The organism is Mycobacterium scrofulaceum (assembly GCF_002086735.1).
Classification (GTDB): domain Bacteria; phylum Actinomycetota; class Actinomycetes; order Mycobacteriales; family Mycobacteriaceae; genus Mycobacterium; species Mycobacterium scrofulaceum.
In genome coordinates, this window is sequence record NZ_MVIJ01000086.1 from 1 (window position 1) to 12,252 (window position 12,252).

Annotated in this window: 8 protein-coding genes and 2 pseudogenes; 6 read left to right on the plus strand and 4 right to left on the minus strand. The window is 62.1% G+C overall.

Annotation, left to right across the window (positions count from 1 at the left end; translation table 11 throughout):
* Positions 1-76 precede the first annotated feature (76 nt).
* A pseudogene (locus BST44_RS27780) lies at positions 77-2,594 on the plus strand (MMPL family transporter); the annotation flags it as partial.
* 31 nt (positions 2,595-2,625) lie between these two features.
* On the opposite strand, the pseudogene BST44_RS27785 reads toward BST44_RS27780, so the two are convergent.
* A pseudogene (locus tag BST44_RS27785) lies at positions 2,626-3,095 on the minus strand (PaaI family thioesterase).
* Positions 3,096-3,382: 287 nt separating this feature from the next.
* Positions 3,383-3,952, minus strand: coding sequence for a carboxymuconolactone decarboxylase family protein (locus tag BST44_RS27790; protein WP_372457562.1), 570 nt, complete (start codon positions 3,950-3,952; stop codon positions 3,383-3,385).
* A gap of 246 nt (positions 3,953-4,198) precedes the next feature.
* On the opposite strand from BST44_RS27790, the gene BST44_RS27795 reads away from it, so the two are divergent.
* Positions 4,199-5,407 (plus strand): IS110 family RNA-guided transposase, encoded by a 1,209-nt coding sequence (locus tag BST44_RS27795; RefSeq protein ID WP_007172600.1) that lies wholly within the window; start codon positions 4,199-4,201, stop codon positions 5,405-5,407.
* A 42-nt stretch (positions 5,408-5,449) separates the two neighbouring features.
* Here BST44_RS27795 and BST44_RS27800 read toward each other — a convergent pair whose 3' ends face one another.
* Both BST44_RS27800 and BST44_RS27805 read right to left on the minus strand, forming a co-directional pair.
* Positions 5,450-6,547, minus strand: a complete 1,098-nt coding sequence (locus tag BST44_RS27800; RefSeq protein WP_007172287.1) for a zinc-dependent alcohol dehydrogenase — start codon at positions 6,545-6,547, stop codon at positions 5,450-5,452.
* Complete coding sequence (locus BST44_RS27805; protein WP_007172286.1) at positions 6,544-8,037, minus strand: acetyl-CoA acetyltransferase; 1,494 nt, start codon at positions 8,035-8,037, stop codon at positions 6,544-6,546. Before BST44_RS27805 ends, BST44_RS27800 begins: the two co-directional genes overlap by 4 nt.
* 120 nt (positions 8,038-8,157) lie before the next feature.
* On the opposite strand from BST44_RS27805, the gene BST44_RS27810 reads away from it, so the two are divergent.
* From BST44_RS27810 to BST44_RS27825, 4 genes are all read left to right on the plus strand, one after another.
* Complete coding sequence (locus BST44_RS27810) at positions 8,158-8,805, plus strand: TetR/AcrR family transcriptional regulator (RefSeq protein WP_046182710.1); 648 nt, start codon at positions 8,158-8,160, stop codon at positions 8,803-8,805.
* 48 nt (positions 8,806-8,853) lie between these two features.
* A complete protein-coding gene (locus BST44_RS27815) occupies positions 8,854-9,294 on the plus strand; it encodes a PaaI family thioesterase (protein WP_007172283.1) in 441 nt (146 codons plus the stop codon).
* 52 nt (positions 9,295-9,346) lie between these two features.
* The gene (locus tag BST44_RS27820; protein ID WP_033721570.1) at positions 9,347-10,243 is read left to right on the plus strand and encodes an alpha/beta fold hydrolase; all 897 of its coding nucleotides are present in this window, start codon (positions 9,347-9,349) and stop codon (positions 10,241-10,243) included.
* 132 nt (positions 10,244-10,375) lie between these two features.
* Positions 10,376-11,884, plus strand: a complete 1,509-nt coding sequence (locus BST44_RS27825; RefSeq protein WP_033721569.1) for a carboxylesterase/lipase family protein — start codon at positions 10,376-10,378, stop codon at positions 11,882-11,884.
* Positions 11,885-12,252: the final 368 nt, after the last annotated feature.

Genomic DNA, 12,252 nt, shown 5'->3' on the forward strand with positions numbered 1-12,252 from the left:
CTACCTGCTGCCCCGGCAAGATGACCCGCAGTCGGCGACCACCGACCGGTTCCCGGCGGCCTCACCGCACTACTAAGCCATCACCGCTATCGCCGCCCAGTCCTTTAGCGGCACATCCACGACGGTCCGCGTAACCGGCCCTCCCGCGACGTTCAGCGATCAAATCGATTCGGCTGAGCAGGATTTGATTGTCATCTCCGTCGTGACCGCCGGGCTGATAGCGCTGATCTTGCTGGTCATCTACAGGTCACTGTTTACCGCGTTGCTGCCTCTGTTGGTTATCGGGGTCAGCCTTGCGGTAGGGCGCGGAGTGCTCTCGGCGCTGGGCGAAGCGGGAATGCCGGTGTCGCGATTCACCATCGCGTTCATGACGGCGATTCTGTTGGGCGCCGGCACCGATTATTCGGCATTTTTGATCAGCCGGTATCACGAGCAGCGCCGCCAGGACGTCTCGGCTGACCTCGCGGTGATCAACGCAACCGCCACCATCGGCCGGGTGATCCTGGCCTCCGCCGCGACTGTGGCGTTTGCATTTCTGGCCATGGTTCTTTGCAAAGCTGAGCGTTTTTGGCGCGCTGGGCCCAGCGTGCGCGATAGCCGTCTTCGTCGGAGTCGCGGCCACCGTGACATTGTTCCCTCCGGTATTGGCGCTGGCCGCCAAACGGCGGCATTGGCGAACCCAAAGCCGACCGCACACGCCGCTACTGGAACTGGATCGCCGTGGCCGTAGTCCGCCGACCCACCCCACTGCTGGCCGCCAGCCTGGCCCTTGTATTAGGGCTAGCGGCTGTCGCGCTGACCATGCGCATGAGCTACGACGACCGCCAAGGAGAGCCGGACACAACCGCCAGCAACGAAGGTTATCACCTGCTGGACAGGCACTTTCGCAAAGATATCGTCATCACCCAGTTCATGGTCGTGGAATCACGGACCGATATGCACACCGGTAAAGGCCTGGCCGACCTGGATGAGATGGCGTCTCGCGTGTCGCAATTGCCGGGCGTCACCAAAGTATCCGGCGTCACCCGGCCCACCGGGGCACGACTCGATCAGGCACAGCTCTCTTGGCAAAACGTCCAGATCGGCAACAAGATGGCCGATGCCGTCGCCAAAGGAGACGCCCACAAGACCGATCTCACCAAACTCACCGGCGGTGCCGACCAACTCGCCAGCGGCCTGGCGCAACTTGACACCACCCTTCGCACAGCGTTGACTCCGCTGACCGGTATCCTTAACCAAGCCCAGTCCAGCGGCTCGCAATTTCAGCGCTTTCGCCCTCTGCTGCAGCAACTTTCGACTACCACACCGACCATCGACCAAGCTATCCGAGCCGGACCTGGGCTACGTCAAGAAGCTCAACAAGCTCAGAATGCGATCGCCACGATCGACCCGCTGGTCGGTGCGCTCAACACCTCCCCCTGGTTTGCCTCCACACCCGAGTGCACCCAGATCCGCGACCAGGTACGGATTCTGGTGACCTTGCGCGATGGCGGCTTTTTCAGCCAGCTCGCCAACCTCGGCGACATGTACCAGCCGGGCGGCGATACTGCGGGGGGCACCATGGCAGACCTGCAGAACACGGTCACCTCGCTGAACAAGGCGTTCGGAGCGCTCGGCGACCCCGCCGACATGGCCGGCAACATCCGCCGCCTCCAAAACGGCATCAGCCAGCTCGCATCGGGCGCACAAGCCCTAGCCACCGGTGTGCATACCCTTGCCGACAGCAACATCGAAATGTTGTCCGGCATGAGTCAGATCGCCACCCAACTACAGAATTCCGCGCGGTCCAGCGCCGGTTCGGACAACTCCAGCGGCTTTTGCCTCCCGGCTAACGCCTTCGAGAATCGCCAGTTCTCCGATGTGGCAAAGCACTTCCTGTCCGCTGACGGCAAGACCGCACGCTTCGCCATCGAATCCAGCTACAACCCCTACAGCAGCGAAGCGATGGATCTCGCTCAGAAGATCACCCAAGTTGCCGATGCTGCACGCCCAACACCTCCTTGGCCAACGCCAAAATATCGATGGCCGGATTCCCCGCCGTCAACTCCGATATCCAGCGCCTTCTGTCGGCCGACTTCCATCTGCTGGCCATTGCCACGCTCGTCATCGTCGGACTGATCCTCGTCGTTCTCCTGCGCGCCTTGGTGGCCCCGCTCTACCTGCTCGGTACGGTCGTGCTCAACTACGCAGCCGCACTGGGCATCGGGACGCTCGTTTTCCAATACGGCCTCGGTAAGAAAATCGCTTGGCTGGTACCGCTTTTGGCGTTCATCATCTTGATCGCGGTGGGCGCCGACTACAACATGCTGCTGATCTCGCGGTTACGCGAGGAATCCGCTCACAACATCCGCGTCGGCGTACTGCGCACGGTCGCAAACACCGGCTCAGTCATCACTTCCGCCGGGCTCATCTACGCGGCCAGCATGTTCGGCCTTATGGTCGGTTCGGTCGCGATCATGATCCAAGCCGGGCTCATCATCGGCTGTGGCCTACTACTCGACACCTTTGTTGTCCGCACTCTCACGGTTCCCGCGATCGCCACATTGCTCCGTGAGACCAGCTGGTGGCCGCAACGTAAACGTGAGGACGCTTGAAACTCTTGCATTTTGACTAAAATACCGACGATTACGCACCTTCATCTGAGTCATGAGCGGTGTTGGGTCCAGCGAAGCGGACGAGCTGGTCAAGAAGCTCTCCGAAACCGGCGATGTCGCCGTGGGCGGCGAAGTGTTCGGGTTCTACCGTGATGAAAACCGCTGTTGCGGTGAAACGAATGACGCCATCTTCACCGACCCCCTCGCCAGTGTAAGGCACGTCCTTGCCGCACGCTGATACGTGCGCTAATGCGGTGGGGCTGGTGTAGCGGAACCGGCGCTAGATACTCGATCGCGAGATTGCGCGTGACCGCAGGCGTGCCGGCGATCCACAGGGTGAAGCCCAAAAGGTCGTCGCACGCCGCCGCGATAGCCCCGCCGTGCGCCAAGCCGGGCGCACCGATATGACGCTCATCGAATGCCACATCGGCATATACCTCATCGTCCAGACGATAGACCTCTAGCTGCAGGCCACTGGAATTCTCGGGTCCCGCAACCCATACAGGTAGGCGTGTGTGACGGCAGGCGTTGCGGTTCAGTTGAATTTGGAGCATCCAAGGTTGCGGCCTCGTTTCCGGTTGGACGTGTTCGATAACTTCGGCCATTGCGGCCTTAAACGACGAGAAATCCCGCATTAAGGTGCCGAACGCAGCAACTTGGCGTATGCCGACCTGGCAAAGTGCAGCTCATGGTCACGGCGAGCCGCGCCGGGCGATCCAAGCGCCAGTACGGTCCGCTTCGGCGCGATACCGTTAGCACGGTACCGCAGGCATTTTGGACACGCTGCGTCACGATGGTCGAACACCGTCAGGGGGCCATTCGTCGACGCCGTCTTCGAGCGGCACATCCAGAGATCGCAGGAGCGCAGAAAAGAGTCGCCAGTTGCCAATCGCCGCGACAAGTTCTACAAGGAGCCCCGGGTCTGCTTGCAACGCATCTCGGCACACAGCCCACGTGCCATCCGAGATGGTGCCGTCACGCAGTGTCTCATCGGTCGCCGCAAGTACAGCACGTTCGGCATCGCCAAAGTGGTTAGCATTCTGCCAATCTCGCACCGCGAGCAGGTCACGCTCGGACACGTCGAGCATTCGTGCGAGTCGCCAATGTTGCGTCCATTCATAGACCGAGCCGGTGACCCAGCCGATTCGCATGATGATCAGCTCTCGCAGCCGCGCGTCGAGGTCCCCGGTCCACAGCAACGCCTCCAGCAGTCCGTTCAAGGCCATTGCCACACTAGGCTGGTGAAGCGCGATTCGGAATATCGACAACTCCGCTATGGCTTCGGGGATGCCACATTGAGCAGCGCGCCGGCGCGCGTCTGTCAGGCCGAGCATTTCGACGCGGTTTCCACTGCCCACAGTCGGTCCTTAAGTTCGTAGGTGCAGTTACTTCGTGTTGTTACGTTGTGCTGTGACCCGGGTGGGTCGGGTGAGGCGGCATGTCGGTTGCCGGCCTGGTGGTGCGGCTTGAAAGGACTGGCCGCCCGGCCTTCCTGGACTTCCTCGGGCCGCTGATTGAGATCTGCGACGTGATCGCTTGTTTAAGGAAATGCTGGCGGGGTTGTCCGTGGGGATCGTGTTGGCAGACAAGCGGATAGGAGATCGATGGCAGCGGGCCAGTTGTGGGCTGGGGTTGATGTCGGCAAGGAACATCACTGGGTGTGCGTGGTCGACAACAGCGGCACGGTGGTGTTGTCGCGCAGACTCGGCAACGAGGAGCAACCGATCCGTGCGCTGATCGGCGAGATTGACTCGTTGGCTGATCAGGTTGCCTGGACGGTGGACCTGACCACGGTGTATGCCGCCCTGTTGTTGACCGTGTTGGCTGATGCCGGCAAGTCGGTGCGCTACCTGGCGGGCCGTGCGGTCTGGCAAGCCTCGGCGGTCTATCGAGGTGGTGAAGCCAAGACCGACGCCAAAGACGCCCGGGTGATCGCTGATCAGTCGCGGATGCGCGGCGATGACTTGCCACTGCTGCATCCCGACGACGATCTGATCACCGAACTGCGGCTGCTCACCGCTCATCGCGCCGACCTGGTCGCTGACCGCACCCGCACGATCAACCGACTGCGCCAACAACTCGTTGCGGTGTGTCCGGCGCTGGAGCGGGCCGCCCAGCTCAGCGCTGACCGGGGCTGGGTAGTGCTGCTGGCGCGCTACCAGCGCCCCAAAGCCATCCGCCAGACCGGTATTTCGCGGCTGACCCGGATCCTGGCCGACGCCGGAGTGCGTAATGCCGCGGCCATTGCGGCGGCTGCGGTGGCGGCCGCCAAAACTCAAACGGTCCGACTGCCCGGCGAACAAGTGGCCGCCGGACTGATCGCTGATCTGGCGCAGGGGGTGATTGCCCTCGATGACCGCATCAAGACCACCGATGCCGACATCGAGGACCGATTTCGCCGCCATCCACTGGCCGAAGTGATCACCAGCATCCCAGGCATGGGATTTCGGCTCGGTGCTGAATTCCTGGCCGCCGTCGGCGATCCCGAACTGATCGGCTCGGCCGACCAGCTCGCCGCCTGGGCCGGGCTCGCACCGGTATCTCGAGATTCGGGAAAACGCACCGGACGACTGCACACCCCCAAGCGCTACAGCCGCCGGCTGCGCCGGGTGATGTACATGTCCGCACTGACCGCCATCCGCTGCGACCCGGCCTCCCGCGCCTACTACCAACGCAAACGAAACCAAGGCAAACGACCCATCCCAGCCACCATCTGCCTGGCCCGACGCCGCACCAACGTCCTCTACGCACTCATCCGCGACAACCGCACCTGGCAACCCGACTCACCCCCGATCACTCAGTCGGCGGCTTGACATCGTCATTGAGAGTCCTTTCAGTTGGGCACTGCTGGCACGTCAGGCCATCGGTACGAAGACGTTGTGCAAGGCCGGAATCGTGCCCGGCTCGCCATCGGCTAAGACGTCGAGTAATCGTGGTAGGCCCGCGAAACCGGCGACGTCCCGGGATAGTTCATCGAAGGGCCAACGCCCAGAGACGAGCAATTCGATCGCGCTCTGATAGGCGGGGTAATCGACCCCCAGCGAGCCGAGGACGCGTAGTTCTTTGAAAACGAGGAGGTCTGGCTCGAAGCCTGGTGCTCCGCCGCCGCCGCGGGTGCCGGCGATCACCACGCGTCCGCCTGGTCGAGCAAGTGCGACGGCGTCAGCGAATGCACCTGGCGCTTTGGCGGTGACGTCGACGACGACGTCTGCGAGTTGACCGGTCGCTCGTTGCAGGGCCTTGACCGGGTCTTCACGGGTCACGTCAATGGTCAGGTCCACGCCGAACTTGGACGCTGCGGCTAACCGTGGTCGATCGCGTGGTCCGAGTCCGGTCATAGCGACGAATGCCGCTCCGGATTCCTTCGCTGCTACGGCCGAGCAGATGCCGCGGATGCCTGGCCCCAGGACTGCGACGACGTCGCCTGACGCGGTCTCCGGCAGCGTGGCAGCCCATTTGATTCCCGCGCCCAGCGGGTTGAACAACGTAGCGACAATCGGGTCGAGTCTGTCTGGAATCGACAACAGCATGGAATCGAAGGGCAGATGCAGGTGCGTTGCGTACCCTCCCCACAGGCCGGGATCGATGTTTACGTCGACGAAGCCGAACATCGTGGCCAGTCCGTTGCGCGAGCACCTGCGATACTCACCTCGGCGGCACGCGTCGCACTCCCGGCACGATCGAAAAACCTCGACCGCAACCCGATCACCTGCCGACACACCCCAACGCGCGCTTGCGGCGTCACCGACTGCCTCAACGACACCGACGATTTCATGTCCCGGGACGAAGGCGAAGCCCGCTGGTAGGTGACCGCTGTACTGCTCGTGATCGGTTCCGCAGAGCCCGCACGCCTCGATCCGAAGGACTCCGGAGTGGCCGTCGACGGGCGGTACCGCAAGAGTGCGCCGCTCGAGGGCGCGCGGCTTGGTCAGCACGAGCGCATCGGCCTTCATGGCAGTTCGAATTCGACGCGCTGATCAGCGGGCCGCACAGTTACCTGACGTCCGACCATCATCTCTTTTGACATTTCCTTCGCCACCTTCGCATCGTCGTTGCGAGCCGCGACGCGCCGGCCGTCGGGTAGACGCGCGAGAACAGGCACCCACGAAGGGCCAACGTCGCGGTCGTGTACCACCGTGTAGCCGTCGATCGTTGCCCTACCGGATGTGTCGGCGGCAGAAGCGACTGGAACCGCAGTCGCATCAATCGCGGCCTGCGCTTCCGCCATGTCCGGTGTCTGCCACCCAGTCGGCGGCGGCGTCGCCGACCATAGGCCCAACGAGTGCTTCGTGATGTACCAACCTAATCCGGAAACCAGTCCTAGGGCGTCCGGTTCGCTTCGGCAGCGTCGAACCATCTCCACAATCGAGTGGCTGACATAGTTGTTACCCGGTCCTCCGTGGTAGGGCAATCCACCGGTCACCGTGAACCCGCGTGGATCCGCTGGATCGAGATCGAGCGCCTCGATCGCAACTTCGACCGCGGAAGGGAAGCAGGAGTACAAATCGAACCATCCGATGTCATCGGCGGAAAGGTCGCAGGCAGCTAGGAGCGCCCGTCCGACAGCGCGAATTCCCGCGGACCGACTGAGATCGGGCCGCTGAACCGGAAAGTACACGTCGTTGCAAGTGGCCGCGCACCATGGGAAAACCCATCGGTCACGAGGAACACCGATTTCGTCGGCGACTTCGGCAGCCATCATGACGAAGGCGGCTGCCATATCGACGGTGATAATGCTGTTGAGCATCTTGGGATATGGCTCGCACACCATCCGGTTAGTTGGCGAGACCGAGCTGAGCTCACTGGCAGTGCGCGCGCGCGGAAACCATGCCTGGCCGGGATGCCTCGATGCTTCGAGCGTGAAGGGGGCCATCAGGTTTCCCAGCCAGCGACGCTGCTCATCGAAGGTCCGGCCCGATCGAGCCGCAATCGCCGATTCGAAGACCGGGTACACCTGGTGCGGCCAACGCAGTCCAGCACACATCTCGGCCGCGCTCAGACCGGGGCGAGTATCGCCAAGTGACTCATCCCGGCCCTCAACGGGTTTCGGGTCTCGTCGCACCTGACCCGATCCAACCCTACGAGCTGACGCGCCGCTCTCCGCTCCGACGACTAACACCGCGTCGCTGACACCGCGCGCGATGCGGGCGCCGAGCACCTCAACGAGGTACTGAGGCGTATTACCGCCAACCGGACAACTGATGCGCCGTATTGGCGCCAGCCCAGCCGCTTCGGCAATCCTCGTCGCAGGATTGTCACGCGGAATCATCAAGATTCCGGGCGTCGCCACCATATCGATTCGATGCCCGATAGCAGCGCCCGAGTCCTGCAATGCTCGACGCACGGCCTCGGAAGCCAAATCGATGGGGTCAACGACACCGTCGTCGCGGTGCGTGATCTCACCAACTGCGACGACGACCGGAGTGCGGCGTGGAATCGGCAACGGTCAGGCCGCGGTCATCGTCGACGCCTTTGCGACATATCTGCGATATTGTCACATAAGGTGCTATACGACAACTGCTTCGATCGTCAGCCCACGAACGGCACGGGACGGCATACTTGAATGGTGACGAAAAAATCGTTGCGATGGGGCACGGCGACCGCCGCGAGCCGCGACATCGCCCGAGACCATCTGCTCGATGCCGCCGCAACGTCCCTCGAGAACAAGGGGCTACCGGGCACCACGATGGAGGACATCGCCAGGCAGGCCGGGGTGTCCCGCGCCACGGTGTATCGCTACTTTCCGAGTCGTGAATCCGTCATTTCCGGTGTTATCTTGCGGTCAGCCGAACGCTACCTCCGCCGCATTAGTGCGCGGATCGCAGCGCATGCCGATTTAGGCTCGGCGATACTGGATTTCGTCGAGGTTACACTCCGTGCGGCCCACCGTGAACCCATAATCGGATTGCTATTCGGCAGTGACGACGAACTCGCCGGCGTAGGGCTGGCCAAGGGTACGTCGGTGGCTTTGTTCGAACTCGTCGCCGAGTTCCTTCGCCCTGTCTTCGCCGCGCACTGGGATCAACTTGAGCGTGGGGTGTCGGTCGACGATGCATCCGAGTGGATACTGCGGGCTATCCTCAGCCTACTCACGGTCGAAGGCCCAAGGCAGCGCAGCCCGGAGGGCCTCGATGCTTTTCTACGAAGATTCCTGCTTCCTCCTCTGCTCACCACCACCCGGTCTTGCGCTGATGCAACAAGTACGGAGTAATGTCTCGTTAGTGGCAGCAGTATCGGTGAACGACGAGGGGCTCTAGACATGAAGTTCGAGCAGTTCAGCCAAGAGATTGCCGACGAGTTGCAGAATGCGGCGGCAACCGCGGGTGGGCTGTCCAGCTACTTGGGATTTCGGCACACCGAATTCGCCGCGGGACGTCTGGTTGTGGAGATGGATGCTCGGGACGACCTGATGACGCCGTTCGGCAACCTGCACGGCGGATGCTTGTCGGCGATGGTAGACCACTGTCTGGGCGTGGTGTTCTATCCGGTTATCCCAGCGGGATCATGGGTGGCCACAACGGAATTCAAGCTAAATCTGCTGCAGCCCGTGTCGAGCGGAGTGTGCGTTGCGGTCACCGAGATCATCGCGCTGGGCAAGCGTAGCGGTGTCGCCAGAATCGATGTCTCCAACGCGGGGCGCGCGGTATGCGCGGCGCAGGGAACCGTGACGGTGGTTAGCCCGAGGGGGTATTCCGGTTGATGGCGAGACTGAGCACGAGTGCCGTCCGAATTGGCTATCGCGGCCTAATCAAATGACTGTTACCTGCGAGCGAATCCGCACCGAAGACGGCGTCACCCTCACGGCGGATTTCTACCGGCACGACACCGCCCGCGCCGTCGTACTTCTCCTGCATGGTGGTGGTCAAAATCGCCACGCTTGGACCACCACGGCGCGCCGGTTGCATGCGCGCGGTTACACCGTCGTCGCCTACGATGCCCGAGGCCACGGCGATAGCGGGTGGGACCCGACTGGGCGATACGAACTCGCAGGACTCACATCCGATCTGCTGGCTGTGCGCGAACATGCGAGTGACGACCGCCCGCCGGTGGTCGTTGGTGCGTCGTTGGGTGGCATGACCATTTTGGGAACCCATCTGCTGGCACCAGCCGATTTGTGGTCAGCAGTCGTTCTTGTCGACATCACCCCGCGAATGGAGTTCCACGGTGCACGCCGCGTCGTGTCATTTATGGCCGCCCATCCCGACGGATTCGGCACGCTCGACGACGCGGCCGACGTCATCGCCCAATACAATCCGCACCGCGCTCGTCCCGAAAGCCTGGACGGACTGCGAAAAGTGTTGCGCCAACGCGACGATGGCAGGTGGATTTGGCGATGGGATCCGGCTTTCATCACCTCTAATTTTCAGTTCCTGCAAGGTGACCCCGCCACTGGTGCCGAACAGTTCGACGCGATCAGCGAACTGCTTGTTGAGGGGGCCCGTCGCGTGCAGGCACCAACGCTTCTGGTGCGCGGCGTCCTCTCGGATGTGACATCGCAGCAGTCGGTCGATGAATTCCTCCAGGTTGTCCCGCACGCCGAAGCGGTGGACGTTTCCGGCACAGGTCACATGGTGGCCGGCGACGACAACGACGCCTTCACTGCAGCAGTCGCCGGATTTCTCGACCGCACGATAGCCAATTCGGCCTGAGAACCTCTGAGCTGTGTGGCGCAGCCCAAAGCTGGCCATAGTTAAGGGCAGCCGACAGCTACCAAAACCAAGATATGCGTGACATCCATCCACTTAAGCAGGATGTGAATGGCCATTAGCTACAGTCGAGCGATGCACCTTCGTACCGTCTGCACCACAGTAACTTCCGGCTTGGTCGAGGGTTTCTCCCGAGACGGCGTGACCAGGTGGCGATCCATCCCCTACGCCGAGCCGCCCGTCGGGGCGTTGCGCCTAAGAGCCCCCCGGCCAATCGAGCCGTGGGAGGGAGTCTTGCCGTGTCACCGTTTCAGGTACTGTGCACCACAGCCGCGCAAATACACTTTTGTTGGCCTCGGCAAATATCAGCCGATGAGCGAAGACTGCCTGACGCTGAACGTCGTCGCGCCCGACACCAGATACGAGCGGCCGTTACCTGTGATGGTGTTCATCCATGGCGGCGCATACTTCCTCGGCAGCTCCGCGACACCGGTATATGACGGGGCATCGTTGGCTCGCAAGGGGTGCGTGTTCGTGTCAGTTAATTACCGGCTGGGCGCGCTTGGAGCAGTTGACCTCTCGTCTCTGTCTACCGACGCCTTCCGCATCGACGACAATCTTTATCTGCGTGATCTGGTTATGGCGCTCCGTTGGGTGCGTGACAACATCGCAAGCTTCGGCGGCAATCCCGACGCTGTGACGATATTCGGCGAGAGCGCAGGGGCACACGCAGTGGCGACGCTGTTGGCTGTTCCAGCTGCTAAAGGGCTGTTCGCTCAAGCCATTTCTGAGAGCCCCGCGGGAGGTTTGGCTAGTTCCCGTGAACAATCTGAAGAATACGCCGCAAGGTTTGCGGCGATTCTCGGAGCTCGGAGGCGAGACGCTGCCGCGGTCTTGCTGACCGCGCCGCCGACCGACCTCGTAGCGACTTTGGATCATCTGATCATGCAGGAAAGCCGCAACGCGCCGGGCGTATATCCGGTCGGTCCCACATATGGAACCGACTACCTGCCGCTGGATCCAATGGATTCGTTGCGCTTGGGAAAAGCACACCGAGTGCCTCTCGTCGTGGGTAACAATGCGGAAGAAGCCAAGCTGTTCACCCGCTTCCTGAAACTACTGCCAACGAACGAACCCAAGATCGAGCTGCTGCTATCGACTGTGGAATCTGCTGACCGTGAGCGGATTACGGCGGCGTACCCCTCTTATCCGAAAGCCGCTGCTTGTATTGAATTGGGAGGCGACTTCACGTTCGCATCGGTCGTATGGCAGATCGCCGACGCGCACAGCGCACACGCTCCGGTATACGTGTACCGCTATGACTACGCTCCGCGCACGTTGCGATGGTCCGGGCTGGGGGCCACTCATGCTACCGAATTGCTCGCAGTTTTCGACGTCTACAGAACGCGGTTGGGTCGGCTGCTCAGCGCGGCAGGCGACAAATATACGGCGCTGCGCATTACCGAGGATGTCCAGTCGCGGTGGTGCGCCTTCGCCCGCACAGGCGTGCCTGGCGCGGGTTGGCCCAGCCACGTCAGTGCCGACCATGCGGTGATGATCTTCGACAGGACATCGCGGGTCGAGTGTGACCCGCTTGCGGTTCGGCGCCAGGCGTGGGAGGGATTTACCTTCCGCCGCCCCTGACCGCATTCTGTGTGCATCTCGTTCCCGACATGCCGCGAACTGCCGCGGGCGAGGTATTCAAAGACAGAGCTTCGCCCGTAATTCGGCGGGGAGCGGCGTTCAGCCCTACGTTGAACCGCTGTTCGTCGCGTCAGCTGCTGATTACCACCACCACCTGGGAATGGAACCAGACGCCCAGGTAGTTGCGCGCGGAGCGCTTGAGCTTCAGCCTATCGGCTCGCGCTACGGCGGCGGGCCAAAAGTTTCGATAGTGGGATGGCCCACTCGGGTCAGAGTTGACCCTGCTGTCAATGTAAAGGTTCAAGACATGTTGGACGGCAGGGGTTCTAGAGATCCTTGACGGGTTCAGCAGATCTTTGACGGTCTGG

What these genes read in the sequence shown, in the direction of transcription:
- BST44_RS27795 (WP_007172600.1), top strand. Translation starts at nt 4,199, where the DNA reads ATGGCAGCGGGCCAGTTGTGGGCTGGGGTTGATGTCGGCAAGGAACAT.
- BST44_RS27800 (WP_007172287.1), bottom strand. Translation starts at nt 6,547, where the DNA reads ATGAAGGCCGATGCGCTCGTGCTGACCAAGCCGCGCGCCCTCGAGCGG.
- BST44_RS27810 (WP_046182710.1), top strand. Translation starts at nt 8,158, where the DNA reads ATGGTGACGAAAAAATCGTTGCGATGGGGCACGGCGACCGCCGCGAGC.
- BST44_RS27815 (WP_007172283.1), top strand. Translation starts at nt 8,854, where the DNA reads ATGAAGTTCGAGCAGTTCAGCCAAGAGATTGCCGACGAGTTGCAGAAT.
- BST44_RS27820 (WP_033721570.1), top strand. Translation starts at nt 9,347, where the DNA reads ATGACTGTTACCTGCGAGCGAATCCGCACCGAAGACGGCGTCACCCTC.
- BST44_RS27825 (WP_033721569.1), top strand. Translation starts at nt 10,376, where the DNA reads ATGCACCTTCGTACCGTCTGCACCACAGTAACTTCCGGCTTGGTCGAG.